24 protein-coding genes are annotated in these 21,218 nt (G+C 66.8%); 11 read left to right on the top strand and 13 right to left on the bottom strand.

Annotation, left to right across the window (positions count from 1 at the left end; genetic code table 11):
• The first annotated feature begins 27 nt into the window (after window positions 1–27).
• Both EU513_RS07045 and EU513_RS07040 read left to right on the top strand, forming a co-directional pair.
• Window positions 28–831 carry a hypothetical protein gene (locus tag EU513_RS07045; RefSeq protein WP_129625194.1) on the top strand — a complete coding sequence of 268 codons (804 nt, stop codon included), beginning with the start codon at window positions 28–30 and terminating at the stop codon, window positions 829–831.
• A 2-nt stretch (window positions 832–833) separates the two neighbouring features.
• Window positions 834–1,526, top strand: a complete 693-nt coding sequence (locus EU513_RS07040; RefSeq protein WP_168990179.1) for a class I SAM-dependent methyltransferase — start codon at window positions 834–836, stop codon at window positions 1,524–1,526.
• 6 nt (window positions 1,527–1,532) lie between these two features.
• On the opposite strand, the gene EU513_RS07035 is transcribed toward EU513_RS07040, so the two are convergent.
• Entirely contained in the window at window positions 1,533–3,260 is a 1,728-nt protein-coding gene (locus EU513_RS07035) for a potassium channel protein (RefSeq protein ID WP_129625192.1), read from the bottom strand.
• Between the two features lie 26 nt (window positions 3,261–3,286).
• A complete protein-coding gene (locus EU513_RS07030; protein ID WP_129625191.1) occupies window positions 3,287–3,673 on the bottom strand; it encodes a DUF6394 family protein in 387 nt (128 codons plus the stop codon).
• Window positions 3,674–3,760: 87 nt separating this feature from the next.
• Here EU513_RS07030 and radA point away from each other — a divergent pair, with 87 nt between their 5' ends.
• The 5 genes from radA to EU513_RS07005 all read left to right on the top strand — a co-directional run bounded on the left by radA (window position 3,761) and on the right by EU513_RS07005 (window position 8,458).
• Complete coding sequence (gene radA, locus EU513_RS07025) at window positions 3,761–5,185, top strand: DNA repair protein RadA (protein WP_129625190.1); 1,425 nt, start codon at window positions 3,761–3,763, stop codon at window positions 5,183–5,185.
• A 234-nt stretch (window positions 5,186–5,419) separates the two neighbouring features.
• Window positions 5,420–6,496: a DNA integrity scanning diadenylate cyclase DisA gene (gene disA, locus EU513_RS07020; RefSeq protein ID WP_129625189.1), complete on the top strand. Its 1,077-nt coding sequence runs from the start codon at window positions 5,420–5,422 to the stop codon at window positions 6,494–6,496.
• 14 nt (window positions 6,497–6,510) lie between these two features.
• The gene (locus tag EU513_RS07015) at window positions 6,511–7,395 is read left to right on the top strand and encodes an A/G-specific adenine glycosylase (RefSeq protein ID WP_370447350.1); all 885 of its coding nucleotides are present in this window, start codon (window positions 6,511–6,513) and stop codon (window positions 7,393–7,395) included.
• Window positions 7,396–7,427: 32 nt separating this feature from the next.
• Window positions 7,428–8,105, top strand: a complete 678-nt coding sequence (locus tag EU513_RS07010; RefSeq protein ID WP_370447349.1) for a hypothetical protein — start codon at window positions 7,428–7,430, stop codon at window positions 8,103–8,105.
• The gene (locus tag EU513_RS07005; RefSeq protein WP_129625188.1) at window positions 8,102–8,458 is read left to right on the top strand and encodes an MGMT family protein; all 357 of its coding nucleotides are present in this window, start codon (window positions 8,102–8,104) and stop codon (window positions 8,456–8,458) included. Before EU513_RS07010 ends, EU513_RS07005 begins: the two co-directional genes overlap by 4 nt.
• A gap of 33 nt (window positions 8,459–8,491) precedes the next feature.
• On the opposite strand, the gene EU513_RS07000 is transcribed toward EU513_RS07005, so the two are convergent.
• The 4 genes from EU513_RS07000 to EU513_RS06985 form a co-directional block, all read right to left on the bottom strand.
• Window positions 8,492–8,821 carry a type II toxin-antitoxin system PemK/MazF family toxin gene (locus tag EU513_RS07000; RefSeq protein ID WP_240795958.1) on the bottom strand — a complete coding sequence of 110 codons (330 nt, stop codon included), beginning with the start codon at window positions 8,819–8,821 and terminating at the stop codon, window positions 8,492–8,494.
• Window positions 8,822–8,840: 19 nt separating this feature from the next.
• On the bottom strand, window positions 8,841–9,068 hold the full coding sequence (locus EU513_RS06995; protein ID WP_129625186.1) for a toxin-antitoxin system protein: 228 nt from the start codon (window positions 9,066–9,068) through the stop codon (window positions 8,841–8,843).
• A gap of 49 nt (window positions 9,069–9,117) precedes the next feature.
• Window positions 9,118–9,624 carry an amino-acid N-acetyltransferase gene (locus tag EU513_RS06990; protein ID WP_239702477.1) on the bottom strand — a complete coding sequence of 169 codons (507 nt, stop codon included), beginning with the start codon at window positions 9,622–9,624 and terminating at the stop codon, window positions 9,118–9,120.
• Window positions 9,625–9,735: 111 nt separating this feature from the next.
• Window positions 9,736–12,282 (bottom strand): ATP-dependent Clp protease ATP-binding subunit, encoded by a 2,547-nt coding sequence (locus EU513_RS06985; RefSeq protein ID WP_129625184.1) that lies wholly within the window; start codon window positions 12,280–12,282, stop codon window positions 9,736–9,738.
• A 230-nt stretch (window positions 12,283–12,512) separates the two neighbouring features.
• Between EU513_RS06985 and EU513_RS06980 the strand changes: the two genes are divergently transcribed.
• On the top strand, window positions 12,513–13,625 hold the full coding sequence (locus EU513_RS06980) for a PqqD family protein (RefSeq protein WP_129625183.1): 1,113 nt from the start codon (window positions 12,513–12,515) through the stop codon (window positions 13,623–13,625).
• Here EU513_RS06980 and EU513_RS06975 read toward each other — a convergent pair.
• Window positions 13,606–14,097 (bottom strand): hypothetical protein, encoded by a 492-nt coding sequence (locus EU513_RS06975; RefSeq protein WP_168990184.1) that lies wholly within the window; start codon window positions 14,095–14,097, stop codon window positions 13,606–13,608. The two genes, EU513_RS06980 and EU513_RS06975, sit on opposite strands and share 20 nt — an antisense overlap.
• Window positions 14,098–14,129: 32 nt before the next feature.
• The gene (locus EU513_RS06970; protein WP_129625181.1) at window positions 14,130–14,924 is read right to left on the bottom strand and encodes a Ku protein; all 795 of its coding nucleotides are present in this window, start codon (window positions 14,922–14,924) and stop codon (window positions 14,130–14,132) included.
• Between the two features lie 16 nt (window positions 14,925–14,940).
• Between EU513_RS06970 and EU513_RS06965 the strand changes: the two genes are divergently transcribed.
• Both EU513_RS06965 and ligD read left to right on the top strand, forming a co-directional pair.
• The gene (locus tag EU513_RS06965) at window positions 14,941–15,900 is read left to right on the top strand and encodes a DNA ligase (protein WP_168990183.1); all 960 of its coding nucleotides are present in this window, start codon (window positions 14,941–14,943) and stop codon (window positions 15,898–15,900) included.
• The gene (ligD, locus tag EU513_RS06960) at window positions 15,900–16,808 is read left to right on the top strand and encodes a non-homologous end-joining DNA ligase (protein WP_129625180.1); all 909 of its coding nucleotides are present in this window, start codon (window positions 15,900–15,902) and stop codon (window positions 16,806–16,808) included. Before EU513_RS06965 ends, ligD begins: the two co-directional genes overlap by 1 nt.
• Window positions 16,809–16,812: 4 nt before the next feature.
• Here the strand turns inward: ligD and EU513_RS06955 are convergent, their stop codons facing one another.
• The 4 genes from EU513_RS06955 to EU513_RS06945 form a co-directional block, all read right to left on the bottom strand.
• Complete coding sequence (locus tag EU513_RS06955; RefSeq protein ID WP_129625179.1) at window positions 16,813–17,136, bottom strand: Lsr2 family protein; 324 nt, start codon at window positions 17,134–17,136, stop codon at window positions 16,813–16,815.
• A gap of 100 nt (window positions 17,137–17,236) precedes the next feature.
• The gene (locus tag EU513_RS15805) at window positions 17,237–17,398 is read right to left on the bottom strand and encodes a hypothetical protein (protein WP_168990178.1); all 162 of its coding nucleotides are present in this window, start codon (window positions 17,396–17,398) and stop codon (window positions 17,237–17,239) included.
• Window positions 17,399–17,471: 73 nt separating this feature from the next.
• Window positions 17,472–18,353: a pantoate--beta-alanine ligase gene (panC, locus tag EU513_RS06950; protein ID WP_129625178.1), complete on the bottom strand. Its 882-nt coding sequence runs from the start codon at window positions 18,351–18,353 to the stop codon at window positions 17,472–17,474.
• Window positions 18,350–19,222, bottom strand: a complete 873-nt coding sequence (locus tag EU513_RS06945; protein ID WP_129625177.1) for a Rossmann-like and DUF2520 domain-containing protein — start codon at window positions 19,220–19,222, stop codon at window positions 18,350–18,352. Before EU513_RS06945 ends, panC begins: the two co-directional genes overlap by 4 nt.
• 54 nt (window positions 19,223–19,276) lie before the next feature.
• Here EU513_RS06945 and EU513_RS06940 point away from each other — a divergent pair, with 54 nt between their 5' ends.
• The gene (locus EU513_RS06940) at window positions 19,277–20,242 is read left to right on the top strand and encodes an SAM-dependent methyltransferase (protein WP_168990182.1); all 966 of its coding nucleotides are present in this window, start codon (window positions 19,277–19,279) and stop codon (window positions 20,240–20,242) included.
• On the opposite strand, the gene EU513_RS06935 is transcribed toward EU513_RS06940, so the two are convergent.
• A complete protein-coding gene (locus EU513_RS06935) occupies window positions 20,217–21,155 on the bottom strand; it encodes a hypothetical protein (protein ID WP_129625175.1) in 939 nt (312 codons plus the stop codon). The genes EU513_RS06940 and EU513_RS06935 overlap by 26 nt on opposite strands.
• Window positions 21,156–21,218 lie beyond the last annotated feature (63 nt).

Genomic DNA, 21,218 nt, shown 5'->3' with positions numbered 1-21,218 from the left:
AGGTTACCGGTAAGGGAGAATGCGCCGGTGACCGAGACACCCCTTCGTGCCCCGCGGGTCTGGGCCGAGTTCGACAACCCGGACGACGCGACCGAACGGTTCCGGGTCGACCTGACCTGGCTCACCTCGTCCTACATGTGCATCTTCGGCCAGGGCTGCCAGGGCATCTACGAGGACCGCCCGGACGACGGGTGCTGCACGCTCGGCGCCCATTTCAGCGACAAGGACGATCTGAAGAACGTCAAGCAGGCCGCGAAGAACCTCGGTCCGGACGAATGGCAGTACTACGACGAGGGCCGCTCCAAGAAGGGCTGGACGCAGAAGGAGGACGGCGCCACCAAGACCCGCGTGGTCGACGGCGCATGCATCTTCCTCAACCGGCCGGGCTTCCCCGCCGGCGCCGGATGCGCTCTGCATCAGCACGCGATGGCCGAAGGTATCGAGCCGCACACGATCAAGCCGGACGTCTGCTGGCAGCTGCCGATTCGGCGCGACTTCCGCACCGTCACGCACAACGACGAGTCGACGTACACCGAGGTGACGATCACTGAGTACGACCGTCGCGGCTGGGGTCCGGGTGGACATGACCTCGACTGGTACTGCTCGGCCAACCCCGAGGCGCACGTCGGCAAGAACCCGCTGTACGTCTCGAATGCCGGAGAGCTGAAACATCTGATGGGCGAGGCCGGTTATGCAGAACTGGTTCGGCGATGCGAGGCCCACCTGGCCGCGGTTGCGGTCGCGCGTCGTCCGGGCAACCGCAAGATGCTGCCCCTGCTCGTCCACCCTGCAACTCTCGCCGCGGAGAAGCAGAATCGTCGGAAGATCTGAACTTGCCTGATTACCAAGCGATTCCGTCACCGAACATCTGGAACCACCCCGACATCTACGAGATCGAGAACCGCGGGGTCGATCCCGACGGGCTGATCTGGGACGCGATGCGTTCGGTGCGTTCGTTCGACGGTGCCCGGGTGCTCGACGTCGGCTGCGGCACCGGCTTCCACCTGCCCGAGCTGGCCCGCACGGCAGAGTCCGTGATCGGGGTCGAGCCGCACGAACCGTTGGTGCGCACCGCGCAGGCACGGGTGCGCGGCATCCGGAATGTCGACGTCCGGCTCGGTGGGGCGGAGATGCTGCCGGTCGAGGAGCACTCGGTCGACGTGATGCACAACCGGTGGGCGTACTTCTTCGGCGGCGGCTGCGAGCCGGGGCTGGAAGAGCTCGACCGCGTCATGGCGCCGGACGGTGTCGCGTTCGTCGTCGACAACGACGCGTCCCGCTCGACCTTCGGGCGGTGGTTCCGCGAGGCATGGCCGACCTACGACCTGGTGTCGGTCGAGCGGTTCTGGGAACGTCAGGGTTGGTCGAAGATCCCGGTGTTGATGCGCTGGAAGTTCGAGACCCGCGCGGATTTCGAGGCGGTCGTAGGCATCGAGTTCGACAGGCACCACGCCGAGCAGATCCTTGCCTCGCACGAAGGCGCCGAGGTCGACTACGCGGTCTGGGTGCGCTGGAAAAAGTACTGACCGGCGTCAAGAACGCCGGCTGCGCAGGGCCCGCCAGACCCAGGTGGAGGGCACCTGGTTGCCGGTGGCGATGTACTCGAGCGTCGCTGAGTAGAACAGCGCGTCGTACAGGTCCATGAGGCCGCGGCCGGTGCCGGCCAGCAGCACCTGATCGCCGGCCTGCACCAGCAGGTCGTCGTCCGGGGCCAGAAAATGCTCGTCATCGCGCAGCACCATCAGCGGCACCAGGGCGAGCATCTCGTTGCGGTCGTCCGGGTGCCGCAGCAGGTCGCCGAGTCGAAGCTCGTGACCACGCTCGAGCCACGCGGACACAGCCGGCGCATGCTCGGGATCGAGTCTGAACAGATCCCGTTCGGGCGCGCGCTTGCCGCACTTGTCCACCAGACGGTCGCGCAGCCCCACCGCGAACCGCTCGTCCTGCTGCAACAGTTCCTCGATGAACTGCCAGAACACCGGCGTCAGCACACGGGCCAGCACCTCACGGGCCACCAACTCGGTCGAGATGTAGATGGAGTCGATGTCCATCGCATGACACAGCGCCGCATAGGAGTTCGTGCGCTGCCGCACGCACAGGTAGGTGTCAGGGTTGGTCAGCCGAACCCGTTCCGCCAGAGCGATGTTCGTCAGGTCGTTCGTGCTGGCAGCGACGAACCCCGCGACATCGTCGAACGACTCGGGCATCCGGGACGCGTCCACGTGGTCGACCGACAGTCCGGCTCCACGTAGGTCGCGAGTGACCTCATCTCCGAACTCGCAATCACCGGCGACCACCCAGCGTCCGAGGGCAAGGCCCTCACGCAGCTCGGGAAGTTCGTGCTCGTCGTTGTCCATCAGCCACTGCACGAGTTGGTCGGTGACCGGCTGGTGCAGGGACAGCGCGAGGTAGCCGCCGTACCGGCCGTCCGGGTTGATCAGCGCGGTCGGTCCGAAATCCTCGATCCGCGACTGGACAGTGTGGTCGACACAGCGCGCGATCACCGGCAGGTCCGGACGAAGCAAGGACACACTCATCGTGATTGCCAGGTTCGCCTCGTCGTCGTCGGTCAGCGCGAGCACGGCCTCGCACTGCGGGTGTCCGAGCCCGGCGAGTCCGAGTGCGGCCGGCACCTTGCCGTCCGACTCCAGCGCCGGGACATCGGCGGTGAGTTCGTCGGTCCACACGGTCTCGACCCGGCTCCGCGACTCCTCCACGACGACGAACCTGCGGCGTCGCTTGTCGAGTTCGTGGCCCACCGCCTGGCCCGCCGCTCCGTACCCGACAACGAGCATGAACGGCTCGCGCATGTTGCGCACCTTGCGCCGAAACCGTTGTGTGGCAAGGGCTTCCTGAAAGGCCGTGTCCTGCATCATCGAGAAGATGACGGCGATCGCGTAGGCCCAGCTGACCACCAGCATGAAGATGGACGCGGTCATCCACATGCGCTGCGGGTAGCTGAAGGCATGCGGGGCCTCGGTGAATCCGACCGTCGTGACCGTCATCGTCATCTGGTAGAACGCATCGAACGGCGTCAGGTGATAGGTGTTGCCGTTGACGTCCTTGCCGGGCACCAGCGTCATGCCGAGGGTGGCGATGCTGAACGTCGTGATGAGCACGATGAACGGCATTCGCATCCGGCGCAGCAGCAGGAAGACGGCGTCCGTCGCCGGAAGCCCGGTGGGGATCGGCACCGGCCGGCGCCGCGCGCGCCGCACGTGGCGATGACGCAGGTTGAGCAGATGCAGCAGGTTGACCATGAAGGTTCAGTCGACGACGGCGCGGATCAACGTCGCCGGAACGACACCGTCTCCACGACCAGCAGCACCACCGAGACCACGTTCGCCAGCAGTGCGCCACCCGACAGCGAGACGACGCTGGACGTGGCCTCCCCATCGAGCCCGTGGGCGGAGACCTGACTCGCCCATACCCACACCGACGCCGCGCCGATCAGCTGCAGCAGGGCGACCAGGCTGGTCGCCAGGTGCACGGCGCCGACCTGCGTCCGGTCGCCGAACTTCAGCACGGTGGCGATGCAGTTGACGACGATCGCAGCGAACAACTCGTACACGTTGTGCACGTGCGGGTTGTCGATGTCGCCGAGGAAGAAGCCGAAATTGAGTGTGGCCGCCAACAGGACGAAGAATCCGAAGACCACCTTTTCGAGGTTCACCCAAGCAGCGTAGGCCCCACACCAGGTGAGGTCGGCCACTTAGGACGTCCGAAGTTGCTGTCGTACCCGTCTCGTACGGTTACCACCATGGCAGCGAAGAAGGGCTCGGCACCGGCGTACAAGTGCACGGAGTGCGGTTGGACGGCGATCAAGTGGGTCGGCCGGTGCGGTGAATGTCAGGCCTGGGGCACGGTCGTGGAGGCGGGCACGGTCAAGCCGCGGACGGCTCCGGCGCGCACCGTCGAGCGGCCGGCTCTGCCGATTGCCGACGTCGATGCGAGCCTGGCCGAGGCTGCCCCGACCGGCGTGGGTGAGTTCGACCGGGTGCTCGGTGGCGGGCTCGTTCCGGGTGCTGTGGTGCTCGTCGCCGGCGAACCGGGCATCGGCAAGTCCACGCTGCTGCTCGACGTCGCGGGGCGGGCGGCGCGCGGGGGTCGTGAGGTGTTGTACGTCAGTGGGGAAGAGTCCGCGGCTCAGGTGCGACTGCGCGGCGAGCGCATCGAGGCCATGGCCGACACCCTCTACCTCGCATCCGAGACCGACCTGTCCACCGTGCTCGCGCAGATCGAACAGGTACAGCCGACCTTCCTGATCATCGACTCGGTGCAGACCATCGCGTCCGCCGACATCGAGGGCGCGCCCGGCAATGTCAGCCAGATACGTGAGGTCGCGACCAGCATCATCCAGGTGGCGAAGGAGAGAAACATCGCCACGCTGCTGGTCGGCCACGTCACCAAGGACGGTTCGATCGCCGGTCCGCGGATGCTCGAACACCTCGTCGACGTCGTCGTTCAGTTCGAGGGCGAGCGCCACTCGCGCCTGCGCATGGTGCGGGCTGTGAAGAACCGCTACGGCCCCACGGACGAGGTGGGTTGCTTCGATCTGTCCGATGTCGGAATTGTCGGCCTGCCCGACCCGTCCGGGTTGTTCCTGACCCGCACCGCGAATCCCGCACCGGGCACCTGCATCACGGTGACGCTCGAAGGACGCCGCCCCTTGGTCACCGAGGTGCAGGCGCTGCTGGCGAAGTCGGAGCAGGGCGGCTCGCCGCGGCGCACCACCAGCGGGGTCGATTCCTCGCGCGTGGCGATGATCCTCGCCGTCCTCGACCGGCACTGCCAGGTGCCCACCCGCAACTCCGAGTGTTATGTCTCGACCGTCGGCGGCGTGCGCCTGGCCGAGCCGGCCGCCGATCTTGCGCTTGCTCTCGCGATGGCCAGTTCGCTGGTCGACGCGCCGTTCACCAAGGGCACGGTCGCGCTCGGAGAGGTCGGACTGGCGGGCGATGTGCGCGCGGTCCAGGGGGTGCCGCGCCGGTTGGCCGAAGCGGCGCGCATCGGTTTCCAGCGGGCGATCATCCCCAAGGGCTCCCTCGGCGAGGAGAAAGCACCCGACGGGATGGACGTGCGCGAGGTGGCCGATCTGGCGTCCGCAGTTCGCCTGCTCAACCTGGCGACCGTCACCGAACTGCGCCCCCGCGAAGGAGCACCCGGACGGTCGCGGGCCACCTGAGCCGTCTGAGGCACTGAAACTGACTGCGAACGGTGGCATCGCCCGGCACCACGACGCGTACCGCATCTACCGAGAGGCCGTCGGCCGTGCCGAGGCGAGCGGCCTGCCGACCGACCCGTTCGGCATCGAGAGGCCGCAGCGATCGCGCGGCGAGACGGGTTGGTCTGACCGCTCACGTCGGCCGGAACCGGCGTGCATCCGCGCGATCCGACCTCTGTCACCTAGTCTGTGCGGGTGGAGCGCACACCCGAAGAGATCCTGCACGACACCCTCGCGCTCGTCGCCCCGGGCACCGTTCTGCGTGAAGCGTTGGAGCGCATCCTGCGCGGGCGCACGGGCGCGCTGATCGTGCTCGGCAACGACCCGGTCGTGGAGCAGATCAGCACCGGCGGATTCCCGATGGACATCGAACTCACCGCCACCCGACTGCGTGAACTGGCCAAAATGGACGGCGCGATCGTCGTCGACGGCGATGTCAGCCGAATCGTCCGCGCCGCAACGCAATTGGTGCCGGACGCCTCCATCGAGACGTCGGAGTCGGGCACCCGTCACCGTACCGCCGAGCGCGTGGCCAAGCAGACCGGTTACCCGGTCGTCTCGGTCAGCCAGTCGATGCACATCTGCGCCTTGTACGTCGGCAACCTGCGTCACGTCATTGAGGACTCCACTGCGATCCTGTCCCGCGCCAACCAGGCATTGCAGACCCTGGAGCGTTACAAGGAGCGGCTGGACGAGGTCGCCGGCACCCTCAGCGCCCTGGAGATCGAAGACCTGGTCACCATCCGCGATGTCGCGAGCGTCGTGCAGCGGATGGAGATGGTCCGCCGCATCAGCGAGGAGATCGCCGAGTACGTGATCGAACTCGGCGTCGACGGGCGCCTCATGGCACTCCAGTTGGATGAACTCGTCACCGGCCTCGGCGACGACCGCACGCTCGTCGTGCGCGACTACGTCGAGTCGGCCAAGGAACCGCTGTCCGTCGACCAGGCACTCGACCGCCTCGGCGCGCTGTCCTCGTCCGACCTGCTCGACCTGTCGGCGGGCGCACGGGCGATGGGCTTCTCTGTCAGCGGAGACTCCCTCGACAGCGCGGTCAGCCCCCGCGGATACCGCCTGCTCAGCCGCATCCCACGCCTGCCCGGTGCGATCGTGGAGCGCCTCATCGACCACTTCGGTTCGCTGCAGGCCCTGCTCGCCGCCGACTTCGACGATCTGATGGCCGTCGACGGCGTCGGTGAGAGCCGGGCCCGTGCAGTGCGCGAGGGGATGTCGCGTCTCGCCGAGAGCAGCATCCTCGAGCGTTACGTCTGACCCAACCGAAACCGTTGAACATCGACGATCTCGGCGAGATCCACTGTCGGATCATCGAGTGGTACCGCCGCGAGCAACGTGAGCTGCCCTGGCGCAACGCCGACTGCTCGGCCTGGGGCGTGCTGCTGTCGGAAGTGATGTCGCAGCAGACTCCGGTCGCCCGTGTCGCTCCGATCTGGCTCGAGTGGATGGAGCGCTGGCCGACCCCCGCCGATCTCGCCACGGCACCTCCGGGCGAGGCCGTCCGGCACTGGGGACGCCTGGGCTACCCACGACGCGCGCTACGCCTGCACGAAGCAGCCACCGCCATCGCGCGCGATCATGACAATGTCGTGCCGTCCGATCCCGTTGTGCTGCAATCACTTCCGGGTATCGGCACCTACACGGCGGCAGCCGTGGCCGCGTTCGCCTACGGCGTCCGAACCGTCGTCGTCGACACGAACATCCGCCGGGTCGAAGCGCGTCTCTTCACCGGAGACGCCCTTGCCGCACCGACCCTGACCGCCGCCGAGTCCCGGCTGGCCGCAGCGGTTCTGCCGGACGACGACGAGGACGCCGCCGTCTGGAACGTCGCGTCGATGGAACTCGGTGCCGTCGTCTGTACCGCCAAGAATCCGACCTGTGGTTCGTGCCCGGTGCTCGACCTGTGTGCTTGGCAACGGGCGGGCGCGCCACCGTACGACGGCCCGGCACGCACGGGTCAGAAGTGGGCGGGCACCGACCGCCAGGTGCGCGGCAAGTTGCTGCAGACCCTGCGCGATGCGCACGGTCCGGTTTCCCGCGGCACGCTCGACCTGGTGTGGAGCGATGAAGCACAACGGGATCGCTGTCTCGCCGGGCTCATCGAGGACGGCCTGGTCGAACCGCTCGACGGAGAGCAGTTCGCGCTACCGACCTGACAAGCGAACCAGGGACGCGTAGGGTCTTGCTGTTGTGTCTTCCCTCCCCCTGGCTGCCGTACTGGCGCCTGTTCGTGGCAAGGATCAGACAGCAGGCAACCTCCCGGTTGGCCATGGTCGGTGGACTCATCGCAAACGCCACCTTCGGCTTTCTGAAGACCGCCATCCTGTCGGCGACGGTCGTCGCCGGCGGCGGAACGGGGATGCGTGCCGAGGTCGCGGCGGCGCTGCTGCACTCCCCCGAATTGGTGATCCTGGACGAGCCGACGATCGGTCTCGACGTGCTGTCCAAGCAGCGGCTGCGCGACTTCCTGATCGCCGAGCGCGCGCAGAACGGCACCACGCTGCTGCTCACGACCCACGACATGGGCGACATTGAGCGACTGTGCGACCGCGTCCTTGTCGTCGACCACGGAAAGCTGGCGTACGACGGCCGCCTGCCGGGACTGTCGGCGCGGGTGGGTGCGCAACGCGTCCTCGTGCTCGACCTGGCGGACGCCGGTCCGGACCTCCTCGACATCCCGAAGACCCAACACATGGGTAGTGAGGCGGACGGCATGCGCCAGCGACTCGCGTTCGACCCCGCCGCCACGACCGCGGCCGCCCTGCTGGCCGCCGTCGGTGAACGGGCGGAGGTGCGCGACCTGACCATCGAGGAACCCGACATCGAGGACGTGGTGCGGCGTATCTACCTGGCGCAGCGGACATGAACGAGCAGCTACGGGAGCAGGTGTACGCCGTCGTCCGTCTCGTTCCACCCGGACGCGTGATCAGCTACGGCGACATCGCAGAACTCTTCGGCATCAATCCGCGACTGGTCGGACGCCTCATGTCGATCAGTGAGCCGGCCGACGAGTTGCCGTGGTGGCGCGTGACCAACTCCTACGGCGACCCGCCCAAGCGCCTGCTGGACGAAGTGGTCCCGCGCTGGGCGGAAGAGGGAATCACCTTGAAACCCAATGGCATCGGATGCCGTATCAAGGAGTACCGCGCCGACCTGGCAGCACTCGCGGACGATGCCGAGCGTCTCCTCGGTCCGATGCCCGGACTCCGGGACGACTGACCGATCAGCTCGCTCGGCAGCACACGGCGTCGGTTATGCGAATGCTTGGGGCAAGGCCAGGAAGTCGCGCAGCCAGCCGTCGACCTCTCGCATCGTGGCGGAGTCAACCACTCCGATCCGGGCGGCCAGTCGATCCCGAGTCACTGTGCGGGGCTGTTCCGTCATCGCGAAGGTCGGCTTCGACAGCCCGACCTTCGCACCGCGGAGCAAGATGTGGTTGGGCCAGCCGCGATCTACGGTCGTCGCAGGAACGATGATCGCGAACGTGTCGGCTTGCTCGAGGTACAGATCGCTCGCGATTACCAGCGCCGGGCGGCGGCCGAACTGCTCGCGCCCGCGCACCGGGTCGAGTTCAGCCCACACGACGGATCCGCGATGCAGATCATTCGCCGGGCCGCCCGTCCGGCAGCGTCACGTCCCAAGACCTGAAGTCATCCCAGTAGGACGCGTCGGCGCCACGGACAGCGCGGCCGAAGGCCTCCATGCGCTGACGCCGTTCGTACCCGTCGAGCAGCCCCTCGATCAATCCGGCTGCGGTCACTCCACGTTCGCGCGCATCGCGATTGATCCGATCGCGAAGTTCGGCACTCACCTTGATCGTCGTGCTCATACGCCGACCATACGGCGGCGGATACCGATCGGTATACCTCGACGAGGACTCAGAAGGTGAGCAGCATTCTGGTGTTTCCCAGGGTGTTCGGCTTCACCCGGTCGAGGTCGAGGAACTCGGCCACACCCTCGTCGTAGGACTGCAGCAATTCGGCATACACAGCCGGCTCCACCGGCGCGCCCTCGATCTCCACGAACCCGTGCCGCCCGAAGAACTCGGTCTCGAAGGTCAGACAGAAGACCCGCTCGACTTCCAACTGCCTCGCCCGATCGAGGAGTTCGCGGACGATGCGGCTGCCGACCCCGTGCCCCTTCGCGCTGCGGTCGACCGCGAGCGTGCGGATCTCGGCGACGTCGTCCCACATCACGTGCAGCGCGCCGCAGCCCACGATGACCCCGTCGATCTCCGCGACCAGGAACTCCTGCAGCGACTCGTAGTACGACACCGCCGGCTTGGGGACGATCGCGCGGGAATCGACGTACGGCGACGTGACCTCCCGGATGCGGCGGACGTCCGTCGCGCGGGCCGGCCGGACGAGAACCTGCGTTTCACTCACCCGCCCAACGCTAATACCCACACCGGACTCACGCGGACGCGTCCGCGCACAAGACATGCGAAGGGGCGCCCATCCGAAACCGGATGAGCGCCCCCTCGAAACGAACCGACCTTATTCGCCCTTGCCCAGGTCGATGCCGTCGGCGATGGCCGCCGTCTCGGCCTCGAGGGTGTCGGGTGCGGTGGCCCGCGGCGAACCCTTGAAGGTGAACGTGTCGTCCTTGCCCTCGCCGGTGGCGTCGACCAGGACGATCTGGCCCGCACCGAGGTCGCCGTAGAGCAACTTCTCGGACAGCTGGTCCTCGATCTCGCGCTGGATCGTGCGACGCAGCGGACGGGCACCGAGCGCAGGGTCGTAGCCCCGCTTGGCCAGCAGCGCCTTGGCGAGGGGGGTGAGCTCGATCGCCATGTCCTTGTCCTTCAGACGCTCGTCCAGACGAGCGACCATCAGGTCGACGATCTCGACGATCTCCTCCTGCGACAACTGCGGGAAGACGATGGTGTCGTCCACACGGTTGAGGAACTCGGGGCGGAAGTGCTGCTTGAGTTCCTCGTTGACCTTCGCGCGCATCTTGTCGTAGCCGGTGGCGGTGTCGTTGCCGGACGCGAAGCCCAGCGAGACGCCCTTGGCGATGTCACGCGTACCCAGGTTGGTGGTCATGATGATGATCGTGTTCTTGAAGTCGACGACCCTGCCCTGGGAGTCGGTCAGGCGACCGTCCTCCAGGATCTGCAACAGCGAGTTGAAGATGTCGGGGTGGGCTTTCTCGACCTCGTCGAACAGCACGACCGAGAACGGCTTGCGACGCACCTTCTCGGTGAGCTGACCGCCCTCTTCGTAACCGACGTAACCGGGAGGCGAACCGAACAGGCGCGACACGGTGTGCTTCTCGGAGAACTCCGACATGTCGAGTGTGATCAGCGCGTCCTCGTCGCCGAACAGGAACTCGGCGAGCGCCTTGGCCAGTTCGGTCTTACCCACGCCGGTCGGGCCGGCGAAGATGAACGAACCGCCCGGACGACGCGGGTCCTTCAGGCCGGCACGGGTGCGGCGGATGGCCTGGGAGAGCGCCTTGACCGCGTCGTTGTTGCCGACGATGCGCTTGTGCAGCTCCTCCTCCATCCGCAGCAGACGAGCCGACTCCTCCTCGGTGAGCTGGAACACCGGGATACCGGTGGACGCAGCGAGCACCTCGGCGATCAGCTCCTCGCCGACCTCGGCCACGAGGTCCTGGTCGCCGGACTTCCAGGCCTTCTCACGCTCGGCCTTGGCGTCGATGAGCTTCTTCTCGTCGTCGCGCAGGGACGCGGCCTTCTCGAAGTCCTGGCCGTCGATGGCCGACTCCTTCTCGCGGCGCACGTGCGCGATCTTCTCGTCGAACTCGCGCAGGTCGGCCGGGGCCGTCATGCGACGGATACGCAGGCGCGCGCCCGCCTCGTCGATGAGGTCGATCGCCTTGTCCGGCAGATGCCGGTCGTTGACGTATCGGTCGGCCAGGTTGGCCGCCGACACCAGCGCGGCGTCGGTGATCGTGACGCGGTGGTGCGCCTCGTACCGGTCGCGCAGACCCTTGAGGATCTCGATCGCGTGCGGGATGGACGGTTCCTGCACCTGGATCGGCTGGAAGCGGCGCTCCAGCGCGGCGTCCTTCTCGATGTGCTTGCGGTACTCGTCGAGCGTCGTCGCGCCGATCGTCTGCAACTCACCGCGAGCCAGCATCGGCTTCAGGATGGATGCGGCATCGATCGCGCCCTCGGCGGCACCCGCACCGACGAGGGTGTGGATCTCGTCGATGAACAGAATGATGTCGCCGCGGGTGCGGATCTCCTTGAGCACCTTCTTCAGGCGCTCCTCGAAGTCGCCGCGGTAGCGCGAACCGGCCACCAGCGAACCGAGGTCGAGGGTGTACAGCTGCTTGTCCTTCAGCGTCTCGGGGACGTCGCCGCGGACGATGTCTGCGGCGAGGCCCTCGACGACGGCGGTCTTGCCGACGCCGGGCTCACCGATGAGCACCGGGTTGTTCTTGGTGCGGCGAGACAGCACCTGCATGACCCGCTCGATCTCCTTCTCGCGCCCGATGACCGGGTCGAGCTTGCCCTCGTGGGCAGCCTGCGTGAGGTTGCGACCGAACTGGTCGAGCACCAGCGAACCGGCCGGCTGACCGGCCTCGGGGCCGCCCTGGCCGACGCCTGCGCCGGCCTTCTCGCCCTTCTCACCGTTGTTGAAACCGGAGACGAGCTGGATGACCTGCTGGCGCACGCGCGGCAGGTCGGCACCCATCTTCACCAGCACCTGGGCGGCAACACCCTCGCCCTCGCGGATGAGGCCGAGCAGGATGTGCTCGGTGCCGATGTAGGAGTGGTTCAGCTGCAGACCCTCACGCAACGACAGCTCCAGCACCTTCTTGGCGCGCGGAGTGAACGGGATGTGTCCCGACTGCGGCTGGTTGGAGGGGCCGATGATCTCCTGGACCTGTTCGCGCACGGCCTCCAGGGAGATACCGAGCTGCTCCAGGGCCTTGGCGGCGACTCCTTCGCCCTCGTGGATGAGGCCGAGCAGGATGTGCTCGGTCCCGATGTAGTTGTGGTTGAGCATGCGCGCCTCTTCTTGCGCAAGCACGACAACCCGGCGGGCACGGTCGGTGAACCGTTCAAACATCGTCTTCTCCCTCGGCTGCTTCTTCGCTCGATGCTAGTCGTCACCCTGGACGCCGGTGGAGCCCCTGGGGACACCGGTGGAGATTCGGGGTGGCGAACTCTGCCGGTGACAACGCGAGCCCCGCCGCCTCTGTTCCGAGATCCGTCCACCGAATGCCGATCACGCGTTACGCCCAGGGCTCAATCGTCGCGCAATCGGTGCGCCCGCGACCTGCCCATAGGATCGGGGACATGGCCAGCTTCGTCGTCGATGCGTTCGGCACGGCGGTGTCCGTGAAGTGCCATGCCAGTGATCTCGATCGCCTTCGGCAGCAGTGGTCACGCTGCCTCACCGAACCGGTCCACGAGCCGAAGCAGATCGAGCGAGTCGAACACAGCGGCGGCGAGCTCGTCGATACGGCCGACTACGCGCTCTCTTCCGCCGTCACACTCGCCGCGATCAACGCACAAGCCGGGGAACGCCTCATGTTCCACGCCTGCGGCCTGGCCGATCCAGAGTCCCGGGACGTCGCGGTCCTCGTGGCCGCGTCCGGCACCGGCAAGACGACGGCCTCGGTACGGCTGAGTCAGGTCGGACTCGGCTACGTCAGCGACGAGACGATCGCGGTCGACGACGACCTGAGCGTTCGCGCCTATCCCAAGCCTGTGTCGGTGGTCATCGATCCGGCGCACCCCACGCAGAAATCGCAACACGGTCCGGACGAGTTGGGCATGGCTCCGGCGCCGGAAGGACACCTCGGGCTGGGTGCCGTCGTGCTGCTGACGCGGCGCCGTGACGAACATGTCGCCCCGACGCTGACCCGAATCGACCTGATCGACGGCTTGGTCGACCTGCTCCCTCACACCTCCGCCCTGCCGCGCATCACGCATCCACTGCGCACTCTCGCCTCCGCCGTCGCGCGAGTCGGCGGACCGCTGCGGCTGGAGTACTCGGAGATCGAGGAGTCCATCGAACTGTTGCGTGAAGCGCTCGGCTTGACCGCACCCGAGGTCGAGTTCGTGCATCTGCCACCGACCGCGGAGTTGTTCACCGCCGAGACGGTGGCCGCGCAACCGGTGACCGACCCACGGGTCGTCCAGCGCAGCCCGTATCTGGACGCCGTCGAAGCGGACGGGCGCGTCATGTTGTTGCTGGGCAGTCAGAGTATGGTGCTTGACGGCGTCGGTGCGCTGCTGTGGCGGCACGCCGAACAGCCGACCCGGATCGAGGATCTTCTGCAGCGATGCCGCGCGGAGTTCGGACCGCACCCGGACGACACACAGATCGTCAACTCGTCGGTCGAACAGTTGATCAGCCATTCGGTACTGCGCGAATGCGACGAAGTCACCCCTCCAGGGCGATGACCACCTGCCGGACGTGCTGAGCCAGGACCTCGGCCGCCAGTGCCGCGGCTTCGTCACCTTGGCGATACGGGTCGGCGATGTCCTTGACTCCCCGCGGAATCGGCTGTGTCAGAGCCGCTTTGACGATCTGGTCACCGCGCAGCGCCGGCTGCTGCGCAGCAACCGCGGTGAAGTGGGTGAGAAGGGTCGTACGACGCAGGGCGACCGGTGCCTCGTCCACGACCCACAGCCGGTGCCGAGACTCCATGCACAGCAGCAGATCAGCTTCGCGCACCATGGAAGCGGTGAGTTGGTGTCCGGCGAAACCTTCCGACGTCCCTCCCCGGGCCGACAGTTGGTCGGCCATCGGTCGATCCATCGGCTCGCCGTGGAGCGCCTGGATGCCGGCGGACGCGTACTCGACCGAGCCGTCGGACAGCAATCGGGCCAGTCGTTCGGCGAAAGGGGAACGACAGACGTTCCCGGTGCACACGAAAAGCACCTTGGGCACTGGGCAGGCTCCGTTCAGCTGGCCTCGCCGCGCGATTTCTTGGCGCGATCCACGCTCTGCTGCAACGCTGCGAGAAGGTCGATGACTTCGCCCTCGGATTCTGCCGCAGCGGCCGGCTTCTTGACCTCACCGCCCTTGAGCTTCGCCTTCACGACCTCCTTGACCGCCTGCTCGTAGTCGTCGGAATACTCGTCGGGCTCGTAATCGCCGGCGAGTGACTCGACCAGCATGTGAGCCATCTCGAGCTCAGCCTTCTTGATCTTCGTGTCGTCGTCGTCCAGCACCCCGAACTCGGGCTTGCGCACCTCGTCCGGCCACAACATCGTCTGCAGCACGATCACGTCGTCGCGGACCCGCAACAGCGCCACGGTGGAACGGGTACGCAGCGAAACCGTCACCAGGGCAACGCGATCGGTCTGTTCGAGTGCCTCACGCAGCAGCACGTACGGCTTCACCGCGCTCTTGTCGGGCTCCAGGTAGTACGACTTGTCGAGCACCAACGGGTCGATCTGCTCGGCAGGAACGAACTTGTCGACCGCGATCTCCTTGGTGGTGCTGATCGGCAGGTCGGCGAGATCGTCGTCGTCGAGCACCACCATCTCGCCGGAGTCGGTCTCGTAACCCTTGGCGATGTCGTCGTACGAGACCTGCTCGCCGTCGATCGAACACACCCGCTGGTACTTGATCCGGCCGCCGTCGGTGCGGTGCACCTGACGGAACTGGACATCATGGTTCTCGGTGGCCGAGTACAACCGCACCGGCACATTGACAAGGCCGAAGGAGACCGCGCCCTTCCAGATCGCTCGCATCCGTCAAGATTGCCCCATGCGCCCCATGCTCGCCACCCCCGCCGAGGTCCTTCCTCGCGGCGACGAGTGGCGACACGAGATCAAGTGGGACGGGATGCGCGCCCTGATCGACGTACGTGATCACCGCGTCCGCGTCTTCAGCCGCACCGAACGGGACGTCACGATCGCCTTTCCCGAGTTGGCATCGCCCGCCTCCGGGCTCGCTGATTTCGAGGATCTGCTGCTCGACGCCGAGATCGTCGTCATGCGAGCGGGCCGGCCCTCGTTCGCGGCGCTCGCCGAGCGGTTCAATGTCGTCGACCCGAACAGCGCCGACGAATTGGCCTCGACCGCGCCCGTCACCGCCATGGTCTTCGACGTGCTGCGCGTGATGAGGAGCCCGGTCACGGGCCGAACCTGGCGGGAACGACGCGACCTGCTCGACTCCATCGCCCCGACGTCGAAGTGGGTGTCGGTGCCGCCCGAGTTCGCCGACGGCGAGGCCCTGTTGGACGCCACCGCCGACCAGGGCATGGAGGGCATCGTCTCCAAACGGGTCGGCTCGAAATACTCGCCCGGTCTGCGCAGCGACGACTGGCGCAAGACGCTGCACCGGCGCACCGGTAGTTACGTGATCGTCGGGTGGCGGCGTCAACAGGCCGGGTCCGTTCTCGGATCGGTGCTGCTCGCCGAGCCCACCGAGGTCGGGCTCGCCTATCGCGGACGCGTCGGCTCCGGCCTGGCCGGTCGCAAGGGGGTGACGCTCGCCCGCGACCTGCTCCCGCTGCGTCGCGAGACTGCGCCGGTGGTCACCGGTGTGCCGGACGTCGACGCGCGCGATGCGATCTGGGTCGAGCCGCACCTTGTTGCCGATGTCGAGTTCCACGGCCTTTCCGACGCCGGCCGCTTGCGGCAGCCCGCCTGGCGCGGCTTGCGCTCGGATCTGACCGTGGCCGACCTGCAGATTCGTGCGGCTTCCCCGAACGGAGACGAATGATGGCACCGGAGAAACAGACCGTCACGGTCGAGGTGGACGGCCGCAAACTCGGCCTGTCGAATCTGGACAAAGTGCTGTTTCCGGCGACCGAAACGACAAAAGGTGAGGTGTTGCACTATTACGCCACCGTCGCCCCGGTGTTGTTGCCGCAACTCGAGCACCGGCCGTTGACCCGGATCAGATTTCCCGAGGGCGTGGGTGGGATCAGCTTTTTCGAAAAGAATCTGCCCCAAGGTGCACCGGACTGGCTGGGGCGGGTGACCATCGACTCGCGTGGTTCGCGCGGCGGAGATCAGGTGACTTACCCGCTGGTGGAAGATGTGGCCGGGCTCACCTATCTGGCCAATCTCGCCTCCATCGAGTTGCACGTGCCGCAGTGGCGGGTCGACGCAAACCTCACCCCCAAGAATCCGGACCGCCTGGTCATCGATCTCGACCCCGGCGCGCCGGCCGGTCTGCACGAATGCGCCGTTCTCGCCCTGGCTGTCCGCGAACGACTGACCGACCTCGGACATGACACCAGTGTTCCGGTCACCTCGGGCAGCAAAGGCCTGCAGTTGTACGCGCCTTTGGATGGTTCCCGTTCGAGCGACGAGGTGAGCGATTCGATGCGCGAGGTGGCGCAGGCGCTCACCAAGGACATGCCCGATCTCGTGGTGTGGAAGATGACGACCAATCTGCGCAAGGGCAAGATCCTGCTGGACTGGTCGCAGAATGTCGCCGCCAAAACGACGGTCTGCCCGTACTCGATGCGCGCGAAGGAGCGTCCCACGGTGGCCGCGCCACGCACGTGGGACGAACTGGAACGAGAAACGCAGCACCCGGGGGTGCTGCGTCAACTCGATTTCGAGGATGTGCTCGAGCGCCTCGACCGCGACGGCGATCTGATGGATGCGATCGAACACTGACCATTCAGTTGTTGGCGGCTGCGTAAGCTTCCTGCACCTCGCGCGAAACACGACCGCGCTCACTGACCTGGAAACCGTTCGCACGACCCCATTCACGAACCTTGTTCAGGTCGTCCTTCACACCGGCAGGGCGTGCACTGCGCGAGGCGCGACCCTTGACCCGACGTGCATTTCCGACCCATTTCGCGAGGTCATCGCGCAACTGGGCCGCATTCGACTGCGAAAGGTCGATCTCGTAGACGACTCCGTCGAGTCCGAACGACACGGTCTCGTCGGCGTCCGCGCCATCGAGGTCGTCGATGAGTTTGATCTGAACCCGCTGCGCCATCATTTCCTCCATCTGATCGGTCTTCCAGAATTACGGAGGCCAATTTAGTCACGAATCACCGCAGAAAGAAACTCCGGCCAAAAAAGGGATGCGGTGGTTCTCAGGAATGATCCGACGGCGGCGGACCGACCTGCTGATCGCGCTCCCACTGAGCCTGCGCAATTCGCTCCCGGCGATCGCCCTCGAGGATGTGCTTCATGATGACGTAGAACAGATAGAGCAGCCCGATGGACGGCAGGAGGGTTGCGATGTAGGGCCACACAATCACCAAGGATAGAACGCCGTTCGGCGCACCCCTTCACGCGGCGTGACCGACACCCTCACCGAGCGGCCGGTCAGTCGGTGTATTCGACCACCGGGCGCGCACCGCCGCCGGGGCCGACGACCAGGGGCAGATTGTCGATCAGCCGGGTCGTGCCGACCTTCGCCGCGACCGCGAGCAGGGCGGGACCGCGGTACCACTCGGGCACCTCTTCCAGCGTCGTCGGGTGCACCAGCACCAAGTAGTCGACGATCGCCAGCGGTTCGCGCACCAGCACGTCGCGGGCCGCGCGACGGATCGCGGCCGGTCCGGTCTGCGCCATGTCGGCACCGGCCTTCAACGCCGCCGACAGGCTGAGCGCGACCTCGCGGTCGGACGGCGACAGATAGGTGTTGCGGCTGCTGAGTGCGAGGCCGTCGTCCTCACGCACCGTCTCGACGGGAACGATGTCGACCGGGAAGTCGAGATCGCGCACCATGCGCCGGATCAGCAGCAGCTGCTGCGCGTCCTTCTGGCCGAAGAACGCCTTGTCCGGCCGCACCAGGTGCAGCAGTTTCGCCACGACGGTCAGCACTCCGTCGAAGTGCCCCGGACGCGACGCACCTTCCAGCACAGAACCCAGTGGTCCGGCCGAGACCCGGATTCCCGGCTCCCCCTCGGGGTAGACGACGTCCGGACTCGGAGCGAAGACGATCGCCGCACCGTGTTCACGGCAGATCTCCACGTCGGACTCGAACGTGCGCGGGTACCGCGACAGGTCCTCCCCCTGAGCGAACTGCAGCGGGTTGAGGAAGATCGTGACGATCACATGATCCACCCTGGAGCGCGCCTGCTCGATGAGTTCGGCGTGACCGCTGTGCAGCGCACCCATGGTCATCGTCACCCCGACGGTGCCGGTCAGCTCGCGGCGAGCGTTCGCCAACTCCTCGCGGGTGCGCGCGATCGTCAGGGTCATCGGTTCTCCTTGGAAAGCAGGTCGGTCATCGGGTCTACTTTTTCGGCCGGCAGGACGCGTCGCGTCGCCGCCCGCTGCGTCGTTGCCAGAGCCATCGCACGATAGGCCATCAGCGCGTCGTCCGTCAGTACGCCGAGATGGGCACGCACTGTTTGAAGGTCACCGCGGGCCACCGGCCCGGTGAGTGCCTTGTCGCCCCGCTCCAGCGCGTTGTCCAGGCTCGCCTCGAGCAACGGGCGCAGGATGCGCGACGGATCGTCGATACCCACCTCCCGCAAGACCTGCTGAGCCTGGGCGACGAGCGTGACCAAGTGGTTCGAGCCGTGGGCGAGGGCCGCGTGATAGCGCGGCCGATCGACCTCGGCGAGATAGAACGGATCACCCCCGATGTCGACGACCAGTGCCTCACCGATCAACTGCGCCCCCGGCGATGCCGTGACCGCGAAGGGCGTGCCGGCCAGGCGGGGCAGGTCCTTCGGCCCACCGGTGAACGTCATCGCGGGGTGCATCGCGACGACGTCCCCGCCGGCGTCGAGCACCGCCTGCAGAACCGAGGGGCCGTGAAATCCGCTGGTGTGGACGACCAGTTTCCCACCGGCCCAGGCATTTTCGGCTCCCAATCCGTCCGCGAGTGGGCCAAGCGCGTCGTCCGGGACAGTCATCAGGATCACGTCCGCGCAGGCGACCACCTCGGGGATCGGGACGATCGGCACGCCGGGAAGCATGGCCCCAGCCCGTTCGAGGGAGGCCTCACTGACCGCCGAGACAGCGACGATCCGGTGGCCGGATGCGGCGAGCGCAGCCCCTAGAACAGCACCGACCTTGCCGACGCCGACGAGTCCGATGCGCAGGGCAGGGGGCGAATTCATCACCTGCACGACGTTACCTGTGGGCCGACCCGACCCACCTCGTACGCTGCGCTGGTGCCGAATTCACCGTCCACGCGCCCGCTGCGCCAGGCGTGGCACGAGGCGTTGTACGGGGCTGACGGGTTCTACCGGCAACCCGGCGGACCGGCGGCCCACTTCAGCACCTCGGCGCAGGGCCTGCCCGGGGTGGATGAACTCCTCGCCGAGTGCATCATCGCGATCGCCGAAGAGCACCGGCTGGATCACGTGGTCGAAATCGGCTGTGGCAGAGGTGAACTGCTGGCTTTGATTGCTCAGCGGTCGAAGCGCCTTCAGCTGACGGGTGTGGACGTCGTCGATCGTCCGGCCGGACTGCCTGCGTCCGTGGAGTGGGTCCGTTCGCCCGGCGGCGAAGGCCTCCCGGACGAACTGACCGATCTGAGGTCGACATTGGTGCTGGCGCACGAATGGCTCGACGTCGTGCCCTGCGAGATCGCCGTGACCACGTGCGACGGCCTTCGCGTTCTGGAGGTCGCGCCCGACGGTGGGTCGCGTCCGGGCCGAGAACTCAGCGACCGGGAGCGTGAGTGGTGCGAACAGCACTGGCCCGACGCGCAAGCAGCCGAGATCGGCACCACGCGCGACGACGCCTACTGCGAACTGCGATCACGGATCGCCGACGGACTGCTGATCTGCGTCGACTACGGGCACACGATCGAGGACCGGCCGACGGACTCGACCTTCACCGGCTACCGGGCCGGCGCCATCTGCGAGCCCCGCTTCGACGGCTCCACCGACCTCACCGCGCACGTGTCGATGGACTCGCTCGGTGTACCGGAACTGTTGCAGCAGAAGGACATCGCCGCGCGATACCTCGTCATTCCCGATCGTCCCGATCATGAGCTCGCGCGCATGGATCCGACGAAGTACCTGTTGATGCTGCGCCGACGCTCCGCCTACGCGACGTTCACCGAGCCGGCAGGACTGGGCGCGTTCTACTGGTCGCTGGAGCGGGTCACTTCTTCGGACGCAACGAGTTGATGATGTCGAGGATGTCCTGGTCGGACATCTTCTTCTTGGTGTCCATGTCGCGTGAGATCAACAGCATCACCGATACCCCGCTACCGGAGAAGGCGACGACCCGGGCCTCGGCCTTCTTCCCCTCGCACCTCTTCGCTTCGGGGTTCGCGACGTCCATCGTCATCAGCGACTCGATCGCAGGCGTCTTCCCGCCGTTCACGGTGATCTGACGCGTTCGGGCCGGGCTGTACTTCAGGTACTTCTTCGTCTTCTTGTCGTACGTGATCAGCTTCGCGACGTTCTCGATGACGGACGGGGCGGCTTCCGCCGGGTCGCGGGTGCCGATGTTCACGAAGCCGATGAATCCGGTGGCGGCGGCCTTCGCCGTCGGACAGTGACCCTTGCCGTACTCGGACGGCGCGCTGGCGACCACGCCCTTGTCCTCCTTGTTGTCGGCGAGCCAGCCCTGCAGGTCACCGGGGTGCTGCGGTGGTTCCCACTCGTCGTTGTCCGGAACGTCATAGGCGGCGTTCGACTTCGAGGTGCCGGCGACGATCTTCCAACCCGGCTTCAGTGCCGGTCCGTACTGCTCGGCGCGAACCTGCTGCAGATCGACAGTCGGCGAACTCGACGTGGTGGTGCTCGTCGTCGACGCCGATGTGGTCGTGGTCTGTGTCGTCGTGGTGGCGGTGGTCGTCGGCGAAGCCCCGCCCTGGACCTGCTCGTCGTCACCGCCGGTCAACGCCCAGATGCCGACTCCACCGAGCGCGAGCGCAGCGATGACGCCTGCGGCGATGAGCGCGTTGCGGCCACCGGTGCCTGCTCCACCCGAACTCCGAAGCGTCGGGTCGGTGTCCTGCAGGTACCGCTGGTAGTAGCGGTCCTGCGACGGCGGCGGCGTGTGCGGCCCCTGGTCCCCCATCTGATCGTTCACGCCGCCCACGGTACCTTCCGCCACCCTCAGCGAGGCGGCTTGCACGCCGCGCCCGGGTGGGAT

This window comes from Yimella sp. RIT 621 (assembly GCF_004146205.1).
Taxonomy (GTDB): domain Bacteria; phylum Actinomycetota; class Actinomycetes; order Actinomycetales; family Dermatophilaceae; genus Yimella; species Yimella lutea.
Note: the sequence above shows the minus strand (reverse complement) of the source record. Positions and strands in the feature narration are given on the sequence as shown.

Coding starts and splice junctions, on each gene's coding strand:
- EU513_RS07035 (WP_129625192.1), bottom strand. CDS start 3,260: ATGGTCAACCTGCTGCATCTGCTCAACCTGCGTCATCGCCACGTGCGG.
- radA (WP_129625190.1), top strand. CDS start 3,761: ATGGCAGCGAAGAAGGGCTCGGCACCGGCGTACAAGTGCACGGAGTGC.
- EU513_RS07005 (WP_129625188.1), top strand. CDS start 8,102: ATGAACGAGCAGCTACGGGAGCAGGTGTACGCCGTCGTCCGTCTCGTT.
- EU513_RS06995 (WP_129625186.1), bottom strand. CDS start 9,068: ATGAGCACGACGATCAAGGTGAGTGCCGAACTTCGCGATCGGATCAAT.
- EU513_RS06985 (WP_129625184.1), bottom strand. CDS start 12,282: ATGTTTGAACGGTTCACCGACCGTGCCCGCCGGGTTGTCGTGCTTGCG.
- EU513_RS06980 (WP_129625183.1), top strand. CDS start 12,513: ATGGCCAGCTTCGTCGTCGATGCGTTCGGCACGGCGGTGTCCGTGAAG.
- EU513_RS06970 (WP_129625181.1), bottom strand. CDS start 14,924: ATGCGAGCGATCTGGAAGGGCGCGGTCTCCTTCGGCCTTGTCAATGTG.
- EU513_RS06965 (WP_168990183.1), top strand. CDS start 14,941: ATGCGCCCCATGCTCGCCACCCCCGCCGAGGTCCTTCCTCGCGGCGAC.
- ligD (WP_129625180.1), top strand. CDS start 15,900: ATGGCACCGGAGAAACAGACCGTCACGGTCGAGGTGGACGGCCGCAAA.
- EU513_RS06955 (WP_129625179.1), bottom strand. CDS start 17,136: ATGGCGCAGCGGGTTCAGATCAAACTCATCGACGACCTCGATGGCGCG.
- panC (WP_129625178.1), bottom strand. CDS start 18,353: ATGACCCTGACGATCGCGCGCACCCGCGAGGAGTTGGCGAACGCTCGC.
- EU513_RS06945 (WP_129625177.1), bottom strand. CDS start 19,222: ATGAATTCGCCCCCTGCCCTGCGCATCGGACTCGTCGGCGTCGGCAAG.